Origin of the sequence: Proteus sp. fly-1067 (assembly GCF_040139345.1) — a bacterium.
GTDB classification, from domain to species: Bacteria; Pseudomonadota; Gammaproteobacteria; order Enterobacterales; family Enterobacteriaceae; genus Proteus; species Proteus vulgaris_B.
This window is the reverse complement of sequence record NZ_JBEEUL010000002.1, coordinates 72,902-94,402: the sequence shown is the minus strand read 5'-3', so window position 1 is coordinate 94,402 and position 21,501 is coordinate 72,902. Positions and strand designations below refer to the sequence as shown.

18 protein-coding genes and 2 tRNA genes are annotated in these 21,501 nt (G+C 33.4%); 5 read left to right on the top strand and 15 right to left on the bottom strand.

All coding sequences use genetic code 11. The annotated features are described in order from the left end of the window. Positions 1-2 precede the first annotated feature (2 nt). From ABN217_RS05025 to ABN217_RS04995, 7 genes are all read right to left on the bottom strand, one after another. Complete coding sequence (locus ABN217_RS05025) at positions 3-278, bottom strand: endonuclease toxin domain-containing protein (protein ID WP_349459193.1); 276 nt, start codon at positions 276-278, stop codon at positions 3-5. Then, positions 269-502: a hypothetical protein gene (locus ABN217_RS05020; RefSeq protein ID WP_349459149.1), complete on the bottom strand. Its 234-nt coding sequence runs from the start codon at positions 500-502 to the stop codon at positions 269-271. The genes ABN217_RS05025 and ABN217_RS05020 overlap by 10 nt, the downstream gene beginning before the upstream one ends. Positions 503-594: 92 nt before the next feature. Further along, on the bottom strand, positions 595-1,122 hold the full coding sequence (locus tag ABN217_RS05015; RefSeq protein WP_349459148.1) for an SMI1/KNR4 family protein: 528 nt from the start codon (positions 1,120-1,122) through the stop codon (positions 595-597). Positions 1,123-1,191: 69 nt separating this feature from the next. Then, positions 1,192-1,698, bottom strand: a complete 507-nt coding sequence (locus ABN217_RS05010) for a contact-dependent growth inhibition system immunity protein (protein ID WP_502935121.1) — start codon at positions 1,696-1,698, stop codon at positions 1,192-1,194. Positions 1,699-2,289: 591 nt separating this feature from the next. Continuing rightward, positions 2,290-2,796: a contact-dependent growth inhibition system immunity protein gene (locus tag ABN217_RS05005; RefSeq protein WP_196553409.1), complete on the bottom strand. Its 507-nt coding sequence runs from the start codon at positions 2,794-2,796 to the stop codon at positions 2,290-2,292. Further along, on the bottom strand, positions 2,796-8,129 hold the full coding sequence (locus ABN217_RS05000) for a DUF637 domain-containing protein (RefSeq protein ID WP_349459146.1): 5,334 nt from the start codon (positions 8,127-8,129) through the stop codon (positions 2,796-2,798). Before ABN217_RS05000 ends, ABN217_RS05005 begins: the two co-directional genes overlap by 1 nt. 16 nt (positions 8,130-8,145) lie before the next feature. Beyond that, a complete protein-coding gene (locus ABN217_RS04995; protein WP_349459145.1) occupies positions 8,146-9,690 on the bottom strand; it encodes a ShlB/FhaC/HecB family hemolysin secretion/activation protein in 1,545 nt (514 codons plus the stop codon). 181 nt (positions 9,691-9,871) lie between these two features. On the opposite strand from ABN217_RS04995, the gene modF reads away from it, so the two are divergent. From modF to ABN217_RS04980, 3 genes are all read left to right on the top strand, one after another. Further along, entirely contained in the window at positions 9,872-11,338 is a 1,467-nt protein-coding gene (modF, locus tag ABN217_RS04990; RefSeq protein WP_349459144.1) for a molybdate ABC transporter ATP-binding protein ModF, read from the top strand. Positions 11,339-11,728: 390 nt separating this feature from the next. Next, entirely contained in the window at positions 11,729-12,481 is a 753-nt protein-coding gene (gene gpmA / locus ABN217_RS04985; RefSeq protein ID WP_349459143.1) for a 2,3-diphosphoglycerate-dependent phosphoglycerate mutase, read from the top strand. Positions 12,482-12,746: 265 nt separating this feature from the next. Continuing rightward, a complete protein-coding gene (locus ABN217_RS04980) occupies positions 12,747-13,652 on the top strand; it encodes a hypothetical protein (protein ID WP_196553413.1) in 906 nt (301 codons plus the stop codon). A 4-nt stretch (positions 13,653-13,656) separates the two neighbouring features. Here the strand turns inward: ABN217_RS04980 and ABN217_RS04975 are convergent, their stop codons facing one another. Further along, positions 13,657-14,124, bottom strand: a complete 468-nt coding sequence (locus ABN217_RS04975) for an Hcp family type VI secretion system effector (RefSeq protein ID WP_072070599.1) — start codon at positions 14,122-14,124, stop codon at positions 13,657-13,659. An 88-nt stretch (positions 14,125-14,212) separates the two neighbouring features. On the opposite strand from ABN217_RS04975, the gene ABN217_RS04970 reads away from it, so the two are divergent. Next, entirely contained in the window at positions 14,213-15,019 is an 807-nt protein-coding gene (locus ABN217_RS04970) for a tetratricopeptide repeat protein (protein WP_197269420.1), read from the top strand. Positions 15,020-15,097: 78 nt separating this feature from the next. On the opposite strand, the gene aroG is transcribed toward ABN217_RS04970, so the two are convergent. Both aroG and pnuC read right to left on the bottom strand, forming a co-directional pair. Further along, on the bottom strand, positions 15,098-16,150 hold the full coding sequence (gene aroG, locus ABN217_RS04965; protein WP_340895646.1) for a 3-deoxy-7-phosphoheptulonate synthase AroG: 1,053 nt from the start codon (positions 16,148-16,150) through the stop codon (positions 15,098-15,100). Positions 16,151-16,395: 245 nt separating this feature from the next. Next, complete coding sequence (pnuC, locus tag ABN217_RS04960) at positions 16,396-17,124, bottom strand: nicotinamide riboside transporter PnuC (RefSeq protein WP_115350860.1); 729 nt, start codon at positions 17,122-17,124, stop codon at positions 16,396-16,398. Between the two features lie 251 nt (positions 17,125-17,375). Here pnuC and ABN217_RS04955 point away from each other — a divergent pair, with 251 nt between their 5' ends. Continuing rightward, positions 17,376-18,260 (top strand): aminoglycoside 6-adenylyltransferase, encoded by an 885-nt coding sequence (locus tag ABN217_RS04955; RefSeq protein ID WP_349459142.1) that lies wholly within the window; start codon positions 17,376-17,378, stop codon positions 18,258-18,260. A gap of 172 nt (positions 18,261-18,432) precedes the next feature. Here ABN217_RS04955 and ABN217_RS04950 read toward each other — a convergent pair. The 5 genes from ABN217_RS04950 to tolB form a co-directional block, all read right to left on the bottom strand. After that, positions 18,433-18,508, bottom strand: a tRNA-Lys gene (locus ABN217_RS04950). Positions 18,509-18,539: 31 nt separating this feature from the next. Continuing rightward, positions 18,540-18,615, bottom strand: a tRNA-Lys gene (locus ABN217_RS04945). 154 nt (positions 18,616-18,769) lie between these two features. Continuing rightward, on the bottom strand, positions 18,770-19,546 hold the full coding sequence (gene cpoB / locus ABN217_RS04940; protein ID WP_196553415.1) for a cell division protein CpoB: 777 nt from the start codon (positions 19,544-19,546) through the stop codon (positions 18,770-18,772). A gap of 9 nt (positions 19,547-19,555) precedes the next feature. Beyond that, positions 19,556-20,050, bottom strand: a complete 495-nt coding sequence (pal, locus tag ABN217_RS04935) for a peptidoglycan-associated lipoprotein Pal (protein WP_072070586.1) — start codon at positions 20,048-20,050, stop codon at positions 19,556-19,558. A 46-nt stretch (positions 20,051-20,096) separates the two neighbouring features. Next, positions 20,097-21,392 (bottom strand): Tol-Pal system beta propeller repeat protein TolB, encoded by a 1,296-nt coding sequence (gene tolB / locus ABN217_RS04930; RefSeq protein ID WP_072070587.1) that lies wholly within the window; start codon positions 21,390-21,392, stop codon positions 20,097-20,099. Between the last annotated feature and the right edge of the window lie 109 nt (positions 21,393-21,501).

Here is a 21,501-nt window from a genome sequence, read left to right as displayed (position 1 = left end):
TACTATTCCTCAATAATCGTAATATTAACTTTTATATTTTTTGATGATGCATTTTTGATAGAATCATTAATAGCATCCCATTGTTCTCTAGTGGTTTTTTCTGGAACTCCTAATTCTAATGTTTTTAATTTCACATCTTTTTTAGAAATTCCTGTAGTTCCACGCCCATCACCACTATATTTATCCATAGTTGAAATATATGTATTTAATGTATTTTCTATTGATTTTGGATTTTCAATCCTTGAGGCTGTTTGGGTATTTAATGTCTTTACACTAATATATTCACCTGTATTAGCATCATAATGAGAGGATCATCCCAAAAAACCACCACTGCAACGCCCATACAACTGAGAAAATCATATAGTTGTTTTGTTACGTTAATACGATATAAAACGTTCAATTTTTTTATCTCATCATCAGAATACCCCTTTATTTTATAGATATTGATAAGAAGTTCTGGATAGATAGAATGTAAACTATTTATTAATTGAACATTTTTCATAAATAAACTCATATAACAAAGAATCACCTTACATATAATTTGCATAAAGTGATTTTATTTAAAACCCATTTAAACTATATAATTTTACATCATTAAACTTCAATCATCTCACCAACAAAATAATATTTTAAAATATTATTTATATTCTTTTTTGTTGATTTATTTATTAAATATTTTAGATAACCATTAAAATCCCAATGAGTATTTTTTATCACTTCTTCATTTTCATCATACTGATAGACTTTATTTGGATTATCTGAATAAGTTAATAAAAATAGATGTTGCGTTTCTGACTCTATCGAAAAAAAGAAAGGTTTTTGATCTAATAAATCGTGTTTTTGTATGCCACAAAGCTCAGAACAACTACCTATTTGAAACTGTACATGATCTCTAACAGAGAAACTATTACGGTAAAATAACAACGAGGAATCACCAAAGAAACCACCACTGCAACGCCCCATACAACTTAGAAAATCATATAATTGCTCTGTTACATTAATACGATATAAACGTTCAATTTTTCTTATCTCATCATCAGAATACCCCTTTATTTTATGAATATTGATAGGAAGCTCTGGATAGACAGAATGTAAATAATTTATTAATTGGTTATTTTTCATAAATAAACTCATATAACAAAAAATCACCTTACATATAATTAGCATAAGATGATTTTATTTAGTATCCATTTAAACTTTACGACTAATACAACGTGTAAAAGCTTCTTTTATTGAGGCACCTAAAACCTCGTCACTACAATTGCTTTTTAATGTAATAATTGCACTATCAGGTATTCCCTCGCCGACCCAATGATCCATACGTAAATGGTTTTGAGGCTTAATAATAATTTCATTACCTATAAAGCTTAAACCACATAAGTTCATATTTTCAAATAGAGCTGTTTTATTTTTATAACTATATTCTTTAATTATTTTTTTCACCCACTCTGAATAAGATTTTTTATTATTATATATCTCATTAAATTCTTGTGAGTTACTTTCTATTTTTCTACTATTAATTAAAGAAATTTTTGAATAATGACCTAACTTATCATCAGTGATATTCTTAGATAAAACGTTATATCCATTTTTTAAATCCATAAAGTGGATATAGCATCCCGAGATAGTTACTATAATATAGTAATCATAATTAAAGTAAATATCCGAATATAAATTATAGCCCTTCGATATAATCATTAACTACTCCTCAATTACAGTAATATTAAACCTAATATTCTTTGAAGATGCATTTTTAATTGAATAGCTAATTATTTTCCATTGATTAATTCCTGTCATTCAGTAGTTTATAATCATCTTTACTTCCCTTTTTATAAACAACTTAGATAATTATCGTTAAATAAAAAACCATCACCTAATTGTCATATTAAGCAATAGTTTTTGGATTAAATAATTTTCTCATTAAAATTTAGTAACTAAAATTATTTTGAGTACATACGAGTAAAATAATCATTAATCTTATTATTATCGAGTAATCTATCTTTAGTAAAATCAATATTATCAGAGACTACAACATATTTTCTTAAATCTTCAGGAATATCTTCAATCGAGGCATAAATACTAGGGACAATAAAACGAAAATAATCACCAATTTTATTTTCTCCTTCATACCCTACTGGGCGGTACTCATATAATTCATTAAAAACTCAAAAAAGAAAAATTCCTATCAATTCAATTAAAAATCAAATTAAAAACATTTAATTATTTATTGCCTAATAATTCACATATATATTATATTTCAATTATACAAAAATACTCACTTTCATTAAGTTAAAATCTCTTCGTAGTACACCGACTAAATGCAAGCCGAATACCCAAACCTATCTCATCAGATGAGCTATCTAGCGATAAAATAACCTTATGGGATGCCCCTATTCCTTCCCATCCTTCAAGACTTGAATGGTGAGAAGGTGAAATTAATATTTTGTTATTATAAAGATAAACAGAACAATTTAGCATATTAGCTAAAAGTTGACGTTTTGAGCGATAGTTATATTTATACTGTAATAATTCTAGCCATGAATCCCAGTTTTTTTTTATATTTTCCTTTTTAAAGAGTTTGTCATATTCCTCATCTTTGAGCTGAGTTCGACTATTCTCTAAAACTTTAATTAAACTTTCGCCAAGCTCCTTATTTGAACATGTTAAAGAAAGTATAATTGATGAAAAATTAGGATCGAGTGTCATTAGCCCATAGCCAGATTCCGTATTTAAGCAAAAAAATTTATCTGTCATTACTATCAAAGCACAATACTCATTATCGTTAATAAACGTCATCATTTTACCTGCGTTATTTTTACTTCAATATTCATACTTTCTCCATAAGCTACCGCACGATTAATTTCAATCCATTGGGCCTTTGTTGTCGATTGTGGTACAGCAAGCCAAATTTCTCGTTTTGCTATCATTTCTGAATGTAAATTAACTCCTGACAATCTATAACCTTCAAATTTTGCAGCATCATCTATATTACCTTTAATTGTATTATAAATTTGTTTTGGTCGATTAAGTTTACTCATCGTTTGAGTATCTAGGCTTTTTGCACTTATTGCTACTTTATCTTTAGCAATATAAAAATCAAATGTTTTAAAATTTTTTGGCAATCTAGTGTGAACAGGTAAGCTTTTCGCAATAGAGTTTTCCCATGACATTCCTTGTGTATTTATATTTCCTCCCCCAGAAGACCATTTCATACCAATTTCAGAAGCAGAAATTGTTTTACTTGCTGAATTTCTACCAAAATATCTAATAGCAAAATCGCTTAATTCTTTAACTAAAAAACCAGCACTAACAAGAAAAAACTGGTTATCTGGCTCTGAGATCCACGATGAAAACTTTAACCAAGAAGGAGTGTTTACATCTATTTTATCTAAATCTTGCGAATTCCAATATTGAACATATTGTTTAGCTATCTCAGTTTGCATTGTATCAGCACCAAGATAGCTAGCCCAATATGGTCTTTTAGTTAATTCAAGTGCATTTTCAATTCTTTTTTTCTTGATCTCTATAACTGCTAACGGATTAGTATTTAATTCAACATCTAGTTTTAAACTATTTTCATTGCTAAAAACTGTATATTTGTCGATTATCTTTGATAGGCATTCAGCATTAGACCCACATTTATGTATTTCTCGATCGAAATCCATCGAAATATCATGAAATAAATGGTTGAAACGGAATATATTCTCAGCTGAACTAGCACCACTATATACACCACCTGGCTCACCAGTAAAAATACCGCCTGCTATACCACCGAATAACCTAACAAATTGAGCTTGTGATTCTGATTTTTTATGCCACTCCTCAACCTTAATAGTGTTATCACCCAACGAAATAGCCGCAATTTCAGCGGCCAAACCACCGATAATTGCACCTTTAACATTTCCTCCACTAATTTGTGCAGATAAACCAGATAATGTTGCATGACTTAACACCTTTCCTGCATGCCCTAATACGGCACCGTTATCACCAATTAGATTGGCGCCTTCGGCATGAAATTGACTGCCAATATTGCTTAATAGCGCGGTTTTAAAATTATCAATAAAACTGCCGCCTTGAATTGCCGTACCCAGTGTTGAGCTAACAACTGAATGTGAGGCGACACGCTGGGCAACTTGATTCCATGTTGCGTTATCAGTAAGCAGTAACTTACCTGTTGAAGGTAAGGTTCCTCCTTGGATTGCCTGATCCCAACCCATAAATTGGTCAAGACCTTGCAATGCCCCTGCAACCACCATACTGGTAACAACAGACTTGACAGTGTCACTACGACCGAGTGACTCCAAAGTTTTAGAAATATTGCCTTTGTTCTCAGCTAAAGACACCGCAGCTTGCGATACTAAAGAGGCAAAACCTGCTTGTGCTGCAACCGATGCTGTTGAAGCCACACTGGCTGATGCACCTGCCGCAATGGTGGCTTCACTTGCCATTCCACCAATGGTTGCCGCCGTTGCAGTACCGTAAGTGGCAACCCCTACCGCGATAGCAATAACCGCACCAATAACAGGATTTAATTGCTGAGTTTTATCATCCCAACTGGAATAAGTGTCTTTCACTAAATTCCAATTAACGTTCTTATGGTGTTGAAGATCACTCAACCAAGCATATTCTGGTGTATTACTTAAAACGGTTAATGCTTGTTCTAGTGATTCTTTTTTCTTAGCTTTAATATCCGCAGATATGCCTTTGGGGGCATCAATAGTGAGCTTTCCGCCAATATAGAGCTCAGGTAATACCCATATTCCTTTGGTGTATCCCTGATCACGCTGAGTAATATAAATATCTTTTGAATTAGTAATAACTTGTTTAAATGCCGTATTTTTTACTGCTTTAAAATTAATTTTTCCTGTTTTGCTGGTTAATTTTGCATTCTTCGCTGTTTCTAGTTTGCTTGCTTCTAAGGTAATATCATCTTTAGCAAATAAGTTAATATCGCTATTTGCAATAAATTCGGTAACTTTATTATTGGTATTATAAAATGTTTTCGTATATTTCTTTTTAGTCGTACATAAAGTCCACCAATTACATTTTTTCTTTTCCTCTTCGTAATAACTTGATTCTTCCATCGCTTGTGCATAAAGAAATCCACCTTTAGCAGCGATATCCATCTCTTTATTTACCGTTAATTTTGATGCCTGAAATAAAATACTGCCTTCAGATAATAGTGTTAGATTATTGCCACTATTAATTTCAGTGCTAACTTGTTTGCGAAGCTCTTCTAAGTCAGAACCCGACTCTTTACGAAAATGTGTTCTTACTGATCCTAATTGAATATTGCCACCACTGGATATCGTAATATCACCCTCTGATCTAAGTGAACTTCCTTCTGTGATTAATGTGCCTGATGACGCAATAGAAATACCTTTATTTCCCGTAATAGCGGTTGTGGCATACTGAATATCTTGTGCATCTTCATGGGGATCTTTTATAGCAGAATAAGCGTTTGTACCCAGTTTTATATTTCTACCTGCTAATACAACTGCTTTATCTTTTGAATTTAATATTGTTGAACTTAAATCAATATCACGAGCGGCATTTAAAATAAGATTATTATCTGAAAATAATTTAGATTGTAATTGGGGGTAATAAACATCACTGAAGAAAGGATCGGCTTCTTTTATTGATTTAGAGGCAAGGAAAATATCTTGTCCTGCATTAAAGGTTATGGCTTTATCACTATGATATTTTATTCCTTGACTAATAATATCTTTACCGGAAGTGAATGTAATATCACCTCGCGTTTTCCAGCTTTCCGTTTTTGATAATACAGGTTCTTGAGTATATAAATGGAAATATGGTAATATCTTAAAAAGTTCTGATTCATTTCTCTGGATTTTTATATCACCAGATGAAATTAAATTGAAAGAGTTAGCATTATTAACCTCAATATTATTAAAAGTAGTATTCTCTCCAGACTGAAATAACATAGAATTATAAACATTAATAACAGGAGGAGTTGAAATATTATTTTCATTAAATGCAGAAGTAGGATTTAATGTATAATCAATGTTTCCATTTTTAGCAAGAACAACACCGTCTTTTGCTGTTAAATCTACTTGGCTAAGTGCTATATTTTTATTGGAAATTAAGTTTAATGATTTTTTAGATGAGAGATGTGAATCTTTTACTATAAGATCTCCACTAGAAATAACAGATAGATCATTATTTGATTTTATATTTGACGATACGTTAATAGAACTAGAATTAAGCAGTATATTACTAGCTAAAACATTGTATCCTGAGTGTGATTTATTTATTATTTTTTTTATTTTAGAATATTGAAATGGTACTTTAGTTTCTATATTTATAGAGTTTTTAAAATCTAAAACCAAATTACCCTTCGCTATAATATATTCATTATTTTTTTCAAATTTAAAATTATAACTATGAATATCAGTGGAAACATATGGTATATATATATATTCTTTTCTATAATTTGATTTCTCAACCTGATTATTAGGGATCTCAAATAGAGGATTTATTTCTGGAAGAATACCACTATTTTTATATATTACCCATTTATCTAACTGGCCTATTGAACAATCTAAAAAATAAGCATCCTTACCAGTTAAAATAGAATTATTATTTGCCAAAATATATGATTGATAATTTGATATACTATTAGATTGAATATATAAATTATTACCAGAGATAATTTTAGAACCAATATAACTTGAAATTAAATCTACTTTTTTCCTCTCACTATTTATACCATAATCATCATTTAAATTTGCCACCCCAAACCATTTTTTTCTTCTCTCATCTATTAACTCAGGTATGTAAGCAATAATATATGCTTCATAATTACCCTGGGAAAAACTGCTACTAGGATAAGGTGGAATAAATTGATTTCTAACACTATAAAATTTTTTAGAATCAGGCTCTTGTTTAATCTCTTTAAATAAAGGTGTAATAGATTCATTGACCAACTTCTTTGTTCTAATAATCAAATCACCCTTTTCTGTTTTTATAATGGCTGATTGATTTTCAATTAAAGTGCTAGGATCACCCTGTGCATTTTTTTGTATCCATAAGTTATCTTTTGCTTGAACTAGTGCCTTTTCACCTTTATTAGTGAGTTTATCTGCAAATAAACGCATATCTTTTTCTGCGATAATTTCACTATGATTAGCTAGCGCATGAGTTGCTAAAGTTATATCTCTTTTTGCTTTTAACTTTGCATTATTATTAATTTGTAGTTCTTTACTACTAACATTAATATCTTGTTCAGATTGAATATTGCCATTAAAGGTAATTTTTCCATCAACCGTTAAATTCACACTGTTTTGATTTGTATGAATATCACTTAAATTAACACCAACACCCTTTTCTGTGCTGACTAGTCGTATTTGATTGGCATACATTCCTCCCAGCGCTTTAGTATCAATCGAGATTGTTGGCTTTATGTCTTCTCCAGTAAGGCTGTTTACCGTTCCTTTTTCAAAATCAATACGGTTATTGCCTTGCATTAAAGAAAGAGTTTTAGCGTTAATTTTTCCATTTAACTCAATACTTCGGCTAATAATGTCGGCATAATTCTGAGCTTGGAGATCTATACCTTGCGTGCCAATAACAACAGCGCCTTTTTTCACTTCTATTGCTGAATAAGCACCTTGAGAGCTAAATTGAGGTTTTCCTGTCGTAAGTGTAATTGCTGGGGTATTAATAAACGAACAGCCATCACACGTGATACCATTTGGATTGGCAATAACAACTTTCGCTTGTTCACCTGCAACTTCTAATTTACCTAATAACTGTGAATGTCCATTTCCTACTACTTCATTAATAATTAAATGCGCTGCATTACCTTTTAAATGGGTATTAGCATTCACTTGTTTGGCTAATTGAGTATTAACAGGCATTGTTGCATTATTAAGTACAACACCTTGTTTACCAACATTAAAAGAGTGAAATTGATTATGAGAAACACCAGTATCATTAGGTGTTGCAATATTAATAATAGGAACGGTATTTTTCTGACTTATTTTTATTGTTTTATCAATTGGAGTAATTGCAGAACTCCAAGCGGGATGTAATGGATAAATAGCTGTTAGATAAATGATGCTATAGCTAATTAAACGCTGTTTTTGAGAAATATCCTTTTCGTGCATAAAAAAACTCCAAGTTTTAAATCGCCAAAGAAATAGACCAAAATAAAGACCAGTGATCGGGTTTTAATGATGAAGGGTAAAATAAAGGTTTATTAATTAATATTTGTGAAGAGAATGTTGAGCGATAAAAAGAAGCTCCTATAGCACTTCCTAATAAAGATTGCTGTTTTGTTTCATATTTATCTGAATTTATAACGCCATAATCAATCGCAGCAATAAATTTCCATTGACCTAAAAAAGACATTATCCCAGAGGTGTTAATTTCATTACGCCAATAAAACCCTCGATTTGCACTTAAACTTTCTTTTTTAAATCCTCGAATAGAATTCAATCCACCTATTGCGATCCGTTCTATGCTATAAAGATTATCTGGCGTATATTGCCCATAGAATGATGTAACATAGGAAAATTTATTAATAAATATATGTTGATAGCTTAAGTTTAGGCTTAGTTTTCGATAATGGCTACGAGGTGAATTTTCAGAAAGATAATCAGGTGTTGCACCAAAAAGAGAAATCCCGAGCTCGGCAATTGGATTAATGATTAAATATCCATTATGTATACTTAAATTATATTCAGGACTAAATGACAAAGAAGTTAATGTAGGACTCGTTATTAATAGTTTTTGTTGTGCTAATTGTGTCCTTGCTTTTTTATGTTTCAGGGAACTCTTTAATATTATTCGTTGCTTATTATCACGATAGACTAAACGACTAATATCAAAGTGTTGATCGCTATTTTTGTTTTTATAACGATATTGAGCATTATGGCTTTGAAAAGGATAAGAGGATTGGCTATGCGATACTTGATACTGATAAAACCAATAACCATAAGGAATATTCATACTTGCAGTATAAGCACGAGAATAGTTAGTGCGAGTGAAATCAGTATTTGTTTTTAGTGAAAAAATCCATTGTTCACCCAAGCCAAATAAAGAATCTATGGTTGTAGTATTCGCTAATAGAATTTTACCTGTTGTTTTGGTACCTGAGTTATCAACGGTTAGTTGATTTTTAAATGGAGTTTTTTTATTGTTTTGAACAACAAAAATAGAAGAATATTCCACACTATCGCTTGGTTTTATATCCAATGTATATTGTGATGTTGTTAATCGATTAAGTTGCTCAAGCCCATGCTCTAAATCGCGTAAATTAAGTATTTTTTCTTTGTACGATGGAAAGATAACATTAACTAATCGAGAAGAAGCATTATTAATAAAAATATCTTTTATTTTTCCCTCTATCACTTTAACTGTGAATTTATTATTAGAAAGATCTTGATGAGAAATAAATGCCTGTGAAGTGACATAACCTTTTTTAATATATTCATTTGTTATAACATTAGCGATACTCTGTATATCATTTTCAGTTAAACATCGATGTAAATATTTTAATATTAATTGATTTTGTTTTTTACTAATTAATAAACTCGTATCTTCTATTTTTATTTCATTAATTATAAAACAATTATTTTTATTAACATGAGAAAAACTCATCTTACTTACTAATATTAATAAAAAAAACAATAATAATTTAATCTTTTTATCTTTAAATTTATGCATATAAAAATCATCCTTGAATTATTTTTTATATCATTGCATAAACTATCTAGCTCAATGGTTATCATTTTTTAAAAGACCTTTAATTTTTAAATTAAGAATAATTCAACAGATATTGACAATTTTTGGTTAACCCGATATTGCTAAGTACCCTACTTGTTCTAAAAAGTGACGGATAAGAATAATGAAATACTTGCAACTCAAAAAAACACAATTTCGCTTAAGCGACAAACTCTGTTTACAAATTGATAATTTAGCCATAAATGAAGGTGAAAGTTGGGCATTTGTAGGCAGTAATGGAAGTGGCAAAACGGCATTAGCCAATGCATTATGCCAAGAAGGTATTTTGCTCTCTGGTGAGTTTATCAATACATTTTCTCGTCCAATTAGTCTCTCTTTTGAAAAACTACAAAAAATGATTGAAGAAGAGTGGCGTCGTAATAACACAGATTTATTAAGTGAAGGTGAAGAAGACACTGGCTTAACCGTAGCTCAAGTTATTCAAATGCAGGTAAAAGATGATGACAGATGCTTTTTATTAGCCAAGCAATTTGGTGTTGAATATCTTTTATCAAGACGGTTTAAATATCTATCTACTGGTGAATCTCGAAAAGTATTGCTTATTCAACTGTTAATGAATAAACCTGATTTACTTATTTTAGATGAACCTTTTGATGGCTTAGATGTTGATTCTCGTCGCGCTTTAAATGAGCTATTAGCTCTATTACATCAACAAAATCTTACTATTATACTGATTTTAAATCGTTTTAATGATATTCCTGATTTTATTCAGTATGCAGGTCTACTAATTAATTGCGAATTAGTCGCCAACGGTAAAAAAGAACAGATTTTATCTGATTCTGTAATAGGGCAATTATCTCACAGTGAAACGCTTGAAAATCTCACATTACCGGAACAAGATCTACCAGATGCAATTCCTCAATTATCACCGACACTTTCCCCTATTGTGCTAAAAAATGGCGTAGTGAGCTATAACGACAAACCTGTTCTTCACCATTTAAGCTGGGAGGTAAAACCTCAACAACATTGGCAAATTTTAGGTCCTAATGGTGCGGGAAAATCGACATTATTGAGTTTAATTACGGGCGATCATCCTCAAGGTTATAGCAATGACTTAACGCTATTTGGTCGTAAAAGAGGAAGTGGCGAAACAATATGGGAAATTAAACGCCATATAGGTTATGTCAGCAATGCCTTGCATCAGAGTTATCGAGTTTCTTCAACAGTAAAGAATGTCATTATTTCAGGTTTTCATGACTCTATTGGTATTTATCAAGCTATTACAGATAAACAGCTTAAACTTGCGGATGAATGGTTAGCGTTGATTGGTTTAACCGCACATGCTAACCATCCATTTCATGCCTTATCTTGGGGACAGCAACGCTTAGTATTAATTGTTAGAGCATTAGTTAAGCACCCGACTTTGCTTATTCTTGATGAGCCTCTACAAGGCTTAGATACAACCAATAGGCTCTTAGTACAGCGTTTTATTGATATCATGATAAGCCACAGTAATACGCAACTTTTATTTGTGAGCCATCATCAAGAAGATGCGCCATCGTGTATTACTCATCGATTGACATTTATTAAAGAAGGCGAAATTTATCGTTACCAGCAAGAAATTTGTTAAATGTTGATTTTTACTGTCATAATCAGGGCAATGATTTTAGAAATAAACGGTAAACTTAGCTTTACTTTATTTATTTAAATCGACGCTTTTTTGCTTATTATTCGAACAATTATAAATAAAAAATATGTCGTTTTTATGGACGCCATTTTCGTCTATTTTTCATACAAAATGGATATTTTGTTTTTTTACGCCGATCCCGCTAGATTAATAGCTTGAACGATTAAGCAAAAGGTGTGACAACTGTGCAATAATTCATCGAACAAACGATATTTTTGACTTAATCCCCCTTGTTTTGTCACTTATGTTTGGCGTTCTTGTCGATGATCCATATAATGATTGAAGTGCTAATTTTAAACTTATATTAAGAAAGTAATTATAGGAGTCTAAACTATGGCAGTAACTAAGCTTGTGCTAGTTCGACACGGTGAAAGTGTATGGAACAAAGAAAACCGTTTTACAGGCTGGACTGACGTTGAGCTGTCCGAAAAAGGCCGTAATGAAGCGCAAGAAGCAGGTAAACTGCTGAAAGCTGAAGGTTTCGTTTTTGACTATGCATATACTTCTGTTCTGAAACGCGCAATTCACACCCTGTGGAACATTCTTGATCAAGTTGATCAACAATGGCTGCCAGTTGAAAAATGCTGGAAATTAAACGAACGTCATTACGGTGCACTGCAAGGCTTAAATAAAGCTGAAACTGCGGAAAAATACGGTGACGAGCAAGTTAAGCAATGGCGTCGTGGTTTTGCTATCACTCCACCAGAATTAACTAAAGATGATGAACGTTTCCCAGGTAAAGATCCACGTTATGCTTCTTTAACTGCGGCAGAACTGCCATTAACAGAAAGCCTAGCGCTGACTATCGACCGTGTAACACCCTATTGGGAAGATGTGATTAAACCTCGTGTGGCTTCTGGTGAGAAAGTGATTATTGCAGCTCACGGTAACTCACTGCGTGCTCTGGTTAAATACCTAGACAACATGAGCGAAGATGAAATTCTTGAGCTGAATATCCCAACAGCTGTACCTTTAGTTTACGAATTTGATGAAAACATGAAACCAATCAAACGTTACTACTTGGGTAATGCTGACGAAATTGCAGCAAAAGCAGCCGCTGTTGCTAACCAAGGTAAAGCAAAATAATTTTACCTTAAATCTATTTATTTAGGTTTATATGATAAATACCGCTAAAATAATAGCGGTATTTTTTTATTAAATTTCCAAACTCCAATTTTTTACATTACTATTTATTTTCTATAAAAAATAGAATATCTAGCTCAATAGTTTAAATTAATTAAAATTAAACTATCACTTACAGTTATTAAATATTTAATATATTGTCACTATGGGATCTAAAGTGATTTAATTATTTATAAATTTAAAATGCTTATTAAAATAGGGATATTTTATGTCTGAGTGCAATTACAACTCTTATGGAGCTTGGTGGTATTGTTCACCTGAAGGAAGAATTTTAGAACTTCACGAACAACCTTTTTATACAGAACGGCAAGCACTATCTCGCTCAATTAGAAAAGGGTATGAAAATCTAAAAAATAAATCATTAGAAGAGATGGTTGAGGCTATTTCAGGTCAAGCTGTATCTGGAACCCTGAGTCTAATTGAAACAACAGCACTAGGTTTAGATAGGTTATCCGATCTTTATCTTTATCACCATTTATTACGAGCACCAGCCTCAAAAAATCCCATTTTTGATAGAGATGTCGAAGCGATACACCTTTTAGTTTATGCTAAAAATCCTTCTGAAATTGTAAAAATTGTAGGAACTATTATTGGTGAATATATTTATGAAAATTTAGATGATCAGCAAAAAAACAAACTGAACAGAATGTTAAATCAACGAGAGTTATTTATTGATGATAATGCAAATAAATATAAAATTAATGAATTTGCATATTTTAATGGATTTAACGAAGCACCCACCTTTATAGAAAACACTGTAGTAAGAAAATTACTTTTATCCATAATAATTTATCTAATTACCAAAAATGCAATTTTAAGATTAAAATTATTTAAATCAAAAGCAAGTTTAAAAAATAAAAAGAATTTATCAAAAGGGTGGATAGATATTACACTTGTTTTAGTAAGCTCCTATGGTTTTATAGAAAAATTAGATAGAGCATCAAAACGATTACGCGCTCTTAGTCCAGAGTTATATTATAGGCTAGATAACAAGCAGCTATCTCTGACTTATCTTTTTTTTGAAGAAGATATTAGCCCTATTTTAAATATAATAGAAAATAAAAACTCGCATGATACATACGAGTTTTTACAAGCATTTAGTAAACTCAAATAGATAATTAATCGGCGATACTATATCCGGATGTTCCTGCAATATGGTGACTACAAGTTATATCTCTATATTGCACAAGAACAGATTCTTCTGGTTGGGAACTATTGCTATTTATACTGTGTGGATAACGAGTCGAGTAATCAACAATAGAAGCCTGATTTAAGACAATAGTATAATATTTTTCATTTTTACCGTGCTGTGATGTTCTATAGAAATCAAATGTTAATTTCAGAACTTCATTATTAGAAATAGCAACTAATAACAAGGGTGATGATTTATCAATGTTCTTAATAAACTCTATTGGATGGTGTGATACATTTTGGTTTCTGGTTATCGTGCTACTGTATTCAATAATAATAATTTCATCTTCCTTACCTTCTTGGCATTTATTTCCAATAGAGTCAAGGGTTCCACACCCCCTTGAAATTAAGCCTTGTTGATTTCCTTCAATCGTTAAATAAATTAAATTTCCCATTTTATTTTTTAATCCTTTAATTATAATAACATTAAGCATACTACTATAATAAAATATCACAGTTCAAATAAAAAATAGGGACATTAATATGAAATTAAAAATAGCTACTATTCTATTTATTATCATTATGTTTGCAATAATGTTTGTTTTATTTCCGTTTAAGGAAGATAAAATAAATAATCATTCCCCCTCTTTATTTGAACAAAGCCTGTCACATTATCAACTCTATCTAGGTGATATTTATTTTTCTCGAAATAATAAAAATAAAGCACGTAAATTTTATTTATTATCAGCTTACAATGATAATGCTGAAGCTCAAACAAAAATAGGTTTCTTTTATATGAAAGGAGATCTATTTTTTCCTAAAGATTATGAGATAGCAATGGAATGGTTATTAAAATCAGCAGACAAAAATAATCCTAGCGCACAGTTTTATATAGGATACATGTATGATGATGGTTTAGGCGTTACACAAAATTATTATACTGCTAGAGAGTGGTATTTAAAATCAGCAGAACAAAATTTTAGTAGAGCACAGAATAATCTAGGTCTTTTATATGTAGATGGTCTTGGTGCCGAACAAGACTATAAAAAAGCAATGGAATGGTACCTAAAAGCTGTTAACAATGGACATATCAAAGCAAACAATAATATTGCTTATTCATATCAACATGGCTTAGGTGTTGAGCAGGATTATCAAAAAGCGATGACTTTTTATTTAAAAGCGGCTGAAGTTAATGATCCCTCAGCTATTTATAACATTGGTTATTTATATGAAAAAGGGCTAGGTGTTGTTGCTGACAAAGAAAAAGCAAGCGAATGGTATCAAAAGTCATATGAGCTTGGATTTAAACCCGCCAAATTTAGACTTGATCTACTGAATATACATGACTAACTTATTGTCTTTTTTTTATAAAAAATACCGTTGATTAATATCAACGGTATTACAGTTTGTGCACTAAAATAATATCAGTTAACCGCGACGAGCGACAACCGCATCAGCGAGTTGGCGTAACAGCGTTTCGGTATCATCCCAACCAATACAAGCATCGGTGATACTTTTGCCATAAACCAAAGGTTCGCCGCTTTCTAATGATTGGCTACCTTCCACTAAATGGCTTTCAATCATCACGCCAATTAATGCTTTTTCACCTGAGCTAATTTGTTGGCAAATATCAGCGCCCACTTCCATTTGTTTCTCAAATTTCTTGCAACTATTGGCATGACTGAAATCAACCATGACGTTTTGTGGCAAACCGGCTTTTTTAAGCCCTTCTTTTACCGCTACAACATGCTCAGCGCTGTAATTTGGCTCTTTACCACCACGTAAAATAATGTGGCAATCACCATTACCTGCTGTGCGTACAATGGCTGAATGACCCCATTTAGTGACAGAAAGAAAGCAGTGTGGCGATCCCGCAGCATTGATTGCATCAATAGCAACTTTAATTGTTCCATCTGTACCATTTTTAAAACCAACAGGACAAGATAGACCCGATGAAAGCTCTCGATGCACTTGTGATTCTGTAGTACGAGCGCCAATTGCGCCCCAACTCATCAAATCAGCAACATATTGAGGTGTTATCATATCTAAGAACTCGCCAGCCGTTGGCAAGCCACTATCATTAATCGTTAATAAAAGATTACGAGCAATGCGCAAACCTTCATTAATATCAAAAGTATGATCCATATGAGGATCGTTAATTAAACCTTTCCAACCAACAGTCGTGCGCGGTTTTTCAAAATAAACACGCATTACAATTTCAAGTTTGTCTTTAAGTTCTTCCCGAATAAGACTTAAACGTTGTGCATACTCCATCGCAGCTTTCGGATCATGAATAGAACAAGGCCCAATTACCACTAATAGACGATCATCTTTTCCTGCTAGGATTTGATGAATAGCTTCACGGGCATGACGAACTGTAAAAGCCGCATTATCAGTCGCTGGAAATTTTTCCAATAAAGCGACGGGCGGTAAAAGTTCATTGATTTGTGTTATTTTAAGGTCATCATTCTGATAATTCATTCCCGTGTATCCACTCTTTTATGTTATCTAGTCAATGTTGTTATTGCTTTCCCAATCTAACCATTCGTTTTCTATCTGTAAACACCCTTTCACCTCAAAGCATCTATGGTTATTTTTCTAAAAAATTGTCAAAGATGGAAATAGCGCATTTAAGCAAAATAATGATTCAAAATTGCGTTAAAGATAAGAATAAAAACAATGAATAGTAAGGCTGGAGAGAAAGATAACTCTACCAGCCTTTTTTATTAGGAGAGGTAATTATTTCTGCTAGAGCGTTTTGCTGTTTTGATCCACAAACGAGAACCATTAATAGCGATAGCCAGTAAGATGATGTATTCAACAGACATGGCATAAACACCTTGCTTATAAAATATAACGACACTAATCACGTTGATCACAGACCAAACTAGCCAGTTTTCAACTAATTTCCGCGTCATTAAAATCATCGCCACAATCGACAGAACGGTCATTGTAGAATCCCAGAATGGGTAAGCATCAGGTTCAAGCACTGGTGTAGCTAAATTTGCGCCAAAGACATTTAATATTTCAACAGCAACAACGGCTAAATAACCAAATACAGTATCAATATTAAAGGTCAAAGCGACAATAGCCGCGATTGAAATAATAATTAAAAAGAGACGGTGGCTCGGTTTTAACCAACGAATTCTTAGTTCAGCTTGCTCGAAATCATTTACTCTGCTCCATGCATACCATCCATAAATATTGGCCGCAAAGAAGAAAATTTGAAGCAACAAACTCGCATATAACTGAATTTGAAAAAAGATAATGGCAAATAAAGTAACGTTAATCAGTCCAAATAAGTAATTAATTATTTTTTCCTGACTTGCAAGCCATATGCACAAGAGACCAGCTATGGTACCCACAGCTTCAATCCACGAAAGTGGGTAGCCACCTTGTCCCAGTGGAATGTTGACTAAAATATTATTGATACTAAACCAACTCATGACATCCATTTTACAACCCCGACTTAATCATAGAAAAAAACAAAGAAAATATGGGTTATTGCGACATCTTTGCAAAGTAGTAAAGATATATTATAAATTCATATTTATAATGGTACTTAGTTTTTAATACTAAACATTATATTGTTGAGTTATAAAAATAACAAAAAAATGTTTTATATACTAAACAAATTATTCTGATTTACGCTTTAAACAATAAAAACGAAAAATAACTTTATACCTTTTAATTATTAGAGAGAAATATGGAGCCAACAACACGTTTAATCGATCGCATGCTCTCTTTTGCATTGCTTGATCCTAGAATAGAGACAGTAATACTAACAGGATCATTAGGTCGCAATAAAAAGATAGACAGTTATTCTGATATTGATATAGAACTTATCGGTTATGGTGCGACAGAACTCGCAAAAAACCAATCTTGGTTGTCACAATTTGGTGATGCACTTGTCAGCTTACAATTAGAATGTGAAGATCCTAAAGGTAAATTTTCGCCCATTTATTTACATGTTTTAGCGCAAGGCAGAAAAATGGATATCATGATGGCAGAGCCTAAGCGTATTTTTAATATGAAAACTGAAGGACTTAGTCCAGTTTATCAACGTGGGTATCAAATTTTACTGGATAAAACGGGTTTATGCGTTGGGCTTCCTGAAATTAGCGTTATAACGCCTCCTACGCTCTCAAAAGAGCAAGCTGATAACAATGCTCAAGAATTCTGGTTTGAAGCCACACAAGTCGCTATAGCCATTCTACGCCATGAGTTTTGGTTTGCGAATTATCGCATGAATGATATGCGAGAATGGCTAATAACATTACTTGAGCAAGTTGCACTACAAACATCAACACAAGATGTATGGTATCAGGGAAAAAATCTCAAAGAGTGGTTACCTAAGTTTTATTCATTGCGCTCACTAGAAAGTACACTCGCAATGAGTACACCTTATGAATCAGCCGCGTCACTTTCTATTATGATGGCATTTTTTATTGATGCATCAAAGCGACTCAATCACCCTCTTAATACAGCGACAAAAACACAAGAGCTTGTTAGCAATTGGCTAATTGACAATGAATTTTTGACTGAAAATGAGTACACCCAGATTACGTCATCGATTATTTGCCATTACTGATTCAAAGTGATTTTTAATTAAAGCGAGGTAGTTTTTTCAATTTTGAGAAAACTATCTTAGTTACTCAATTCAGCGATTAGATAGTGTTATCAGAAGATAACTGAAGAGACACTAAATGATAATGTAGTTAGTTATTAGAATGATGGTAAATAATCAAGGAGGGGGTTTGAAATGGTGGGTCGTGGGCGATTCGAACGCCCGACCAATTGATTAAAAGTCAACTGCTCTACCGACTGAGCTAACGACCCATTTCAATAAAAACGGATTGGTATTCGAAAATGGTGGGTCGTGGGCGATTCGAACGCCCGACCAATTGATTAAAAGTCAACTGCTCTACCGACTGAGCTAACGACCCTTTTTCGAATCCGCCACATTCTCTGTGGCAACGGCGGGTAATAATACTGATTTAATGTTTTTGTGCAATGTTTTTTTTCAAAAAAACAATCAATAGCTTAAAAAACAATCATTTAACCCCGAAAATGCAATATTTTACATTACGGGGTCAATAATTAGAGTGCTGCTAACTGCTTTTGTGCTAATTTAGCGCCAGCACTATTTGGATATTGCTTAATCACTTGTTGATAAATAGCTTTAGCATTATCCTTTTGCCCTTTCTCTTGCATGATCAGACCAATTTTATAAAAGGCTTCACTTGCTTTTTGAGATTTCGGATAGTTTTTAACAACAATAGCAAATGTACTTGCTGCCTGATCCTTATTACCTTTTAAGTAATACATCTGACCCAACCAAAAATGTGCATTTGATTGATAGCTAGATTTAGGATAGTTATTGATAAAGTTGTTTAATTCAACAATTGCCTTATCGTAATCTTTTGAATTCAATACGATATCAATTGCTGCATTATAATCAGCCTTCTCATCACCTTGCCCAGAATTAGTTGTAGCAGAAGGTGTTGAAGAAGTAGCATTATCAGGTTGTGTGGCTTCCGTCGATGTAGTCGATGTAGAAGCACCGCCACCAAGGCTATCTAATTGTTGATAGATATTGCGTTGGCGTTCGACAACTTGATTTAACTGATATTGATTTTCCTGAATTTGACCACGCAACATATCAATATCACGCTGAGAATCAGCAAGTTGTTGCTGTAATTGGGTCAAAAGCTGGCTGTGAGCATTTGAAAAACGCTCAAGTTGGGCGAGTCGTTCATCGGTCGAACCTGAACCGATATTACTGATTGGCGCTTGGGCAATAGCGGCTACAGGAGCCGCTACGCCAACCAGTAACAACAGACTCATCAAGAAAGGTCTGAAGTTACTGTTGTTCATGCCGTTCTCTTAGTAATCCAGTACTGCACGACGGTTTTTCGCATAAGCGGCTTCGTCATGACCCAGTACAGCTGGTTTTTCTTTACCGTAAGATACGATTGACAGTTGATCAGCAGATACGCCTTTACCTTGTAGGTACATTTTCACAGCGTTAGCACGACGTTCGCCCAGAGCGATGTTGTATTCTGGAGTACCGCGTTCGTCAGCATGACCTTCTACAGTGATACGTACTGAAGGATTAGCACGCAGGAATGCAGCGTGTGCATCTAACAGGTTAGCGTAGTCTGAGCTAATGTCATATTTGTCAAAACCGAAGTAAACGATGTTTTGTTGTTTCAGTTGTTCTAATTGCTGACGTGCTAATTCTTCAGCAGTAGGACCTTGTTCAACAACTGGTACATTGTTTGTATCAGTTTGATCTTCGTTTTTGTTTGAGCTACATGCTGCAACAGCAACGAGTGGTAATGCTAACATCAACCCTTTAAACACTTTGTTTAATTGCATCTCTATTTGTTCCTTTATTTTGTTTGCCATACATAATTTTTATGCATCACATAAACGGTGACCAGGCAGGTGATTTAACCTGACCATCAGTCGCCGGAAGACGCGCTTTGAAACGTCCATCAGTCGATACTAGCTGCAAAATGGTGCCTAAGCCTTGTGTAGAGCTATAAATAACCATTGTGCCGTTAGGCGCGATGCTTGGCGTTTCATCCAGAAACGTATCTGTTAGATATTGTACGGAATTCGTTTCCAGATCCTGCTTAGCGATATGTTGCCTACCGCTTTCAGAACTCACCATAACTAAGAAACTACCATCTGGGCTTACCGCAGGATTTTGGTTTTGCTTACCTTCCCACGTAATACGCTCTGGTGTTCCACCGTTAATATTCACTTTGTATATTTGTGGACGTCCACCTTGATCTGAAGTATAGACTAAGGTTTGTCCATCTGGCATCCAATTTGGCTCAGTATTGTTGCTTCTGCCATTGGTTACCTGTGTCATATTCCCACTTGCTAAATCCATAACATACAGATTTAAGCTACCACTCTTTGAAAGCGCAAATGCTAGCTTAGAGCCATCTGGTGAAAACGAAGGTGCACCATTATGTCTTGGGAATGATGCTATTTGGCGAATTTCGCCTGTCGCTAATGTTTGTACAACTAAAGCGGATTGACCACTTTCAAATGTAACATAAGCAAGTTTAGCACCATCTGGTGACCATGCTGGTGACATTAATGGCTGTGATGAGCGATAAACACGATCTTGGTTAAAACCATCATAGTCAGAAACACGCAATTCATAAGGATATGCGCCACCATTAGTCACAACAACATAAGCAATACGTGTACGGAATGCACCACGAATACCAGTCAGTTTTTCAAACACTTCATCACTGGCAGTGTGAGCAGAATAACGTAGCCATTTTGATGGAACTTTAAACTCACTTTGAGATAAAACCGCGCCTGGAGAGCCAGCAACATCAACTAATTGATAGCTTACTAAATATTGGCCATCCGCTGACGGTTGTACGCGTCCAACAACAACAGAATCAATCCCTAATGCAGTCCAAAGTGCAGGTTGGACTTCAGAAGCTGTGACTGGCTGTTGAGGTAAACGGGATACATCAATAGGATTAAATTTTCCACTATTGCGTAAATCAGCTGCGATAACACCAGCGATATCTTCTGGCATTTGACCTGTGCCTTCCCATTTAAAAGGAACAACACCGATAGGGCGTGCAGTATTCACCCCTTGCGTAATTTCAATTCGAACTTCAGCGTTAGCCAGAGTGGTTACGCATAAAATTAAAAGTCCGAAGATAACATTTAATGCCTGCTTCATCATGTCTCCCTTTTATTATTGCGGTTATTACGCAATAACGCACAGAATAGTAACAAACGCTTTTCAACAACACCATACAACACATCAATAACATTCTAAAATAGCTATA

What these genes read in the sequence shown, in the direction of transcription:
- ABN217_RS04975 (WP_072070599.1), bottom strand. Translation starts at nt 14,124, where the DNA reads ATGGGAAATTTAATTTATTTAACGATTGAAGGAAATCAACAAGGCTTA.
- ABN217_RS05010 (WP_502935121.1), bottom strand. Translation starts at nt 1,698, where the DNA reads ATGATTATATCGAAGGGCTATAATTTATATTCGGATATTTACTTTAAT.
- pal (WP_072070586.1), bottom strand. Translation starts at nt 20,050, where the DNA reads ATGCAATTAAACAAAGTGTTTAAAGGGTTGATGTTAGCATTACCACTC.
- ABN217_RS05000 (WP_349459146.1), bottom strand. Translation starts at nt 8,129, where the DNA reads ATGCACGAAAAGGATATTTCTCAAAAACAGCGTTTAATTAGCTATAGC.
- ABN217_RS04970 (WP_197269420.1), top strand. Translation starts at nt 14,213, where the DNA reads ATGAAATTAAAAATAGCTACTATTCTATTTATTATCATTATGTTTGCA.
- ABN217_RS04980 (WP_196553413.1), top strand. Translation starts at nt 12,747, where the DNA reads ATGTCTGAGTGCAATTACAACTCTTATGGAGCTTGGTGGTATTGTTCA.
- ABN217_RS05005 (WP_196553409.1), bottom strand. Translation starts at nt 2,796, where the DNA reads ATGACGTTTATTAACGATAATGAGTATTGTGCTTTGATAGTAATGACA.
- ABN217_RS04995 (WP_349459145.1), bottom strand. Translation starts at nt 9,690, where the DNA reads ATGCATAAATTTAAAGATAAAAAGATTAAATTATTATTGTTTTTTTTA.
- aroG (WP_340895646.1), bottom strand. Translation starts at nt 16,150, where the DNA reads ATGAATTATCAGAATGATGACCTTAAAATAACACAAATCAATGAACTT.
- modF (WP_349459144.1), top strand. Translation starts at nt 9,872, where the DNA reads ATGAAATACTTGCAACTCAAAAAAACACAATTTCGCTTAAGCGACAAA.
- cpoB (WP_196553415.1), bottom strand. Translation starts at nt 19,546, where the DNA reads ATGAACAACAGTAACTTCAGACCTTTCTTGATGAGTCTGTTGTTACTG.
- ABN217_RS05020 (WP_349459149.1), bottom strand. Translation starts at nt 502, where the DNA reads ATGAAAAATGTTCAATTAATAAATAGTTTACATTCTATCTATCCAGAA.
- tolB (WP_072070587.1), bottom strand. Translation starts at nt 21,392, where the DNA reads ATGAAGCAGGCATTAAATGTTATCTTCGGACTTTTAATTTTATGCGTA.
- ABN217_RS05015 (WP_349459148.1), bottom strand. Translation starts at nt 1,122, where the DNA reads ATGAAAAATAACCAATTAATAAATTATTTACATTCTGTCTATCCAGAG.
- gpmA (WP_349459143.1), top strand. Translation starts at nt 11,729, where the DNA reads ATGGCAGTAACTAAGCTTGTGCTAGTTCGACACGGTGAAAGTGTATGG.
- pnuC (WP_115350860.1), bottom strand. Translation starts at nt 17,124, where the DNA reads ATGGATGTCATGAGTTGGTTTAGTATCAATAATATTTTAGTCAACATT.
- ABN217_RS04955 (WP_349459142.1), top strand. Translation starts at nt 17,376, where the DNA reads ATGGAGCCAACAACACGTTTAATCGATCGCATGCTCTCTTTTGCATTG.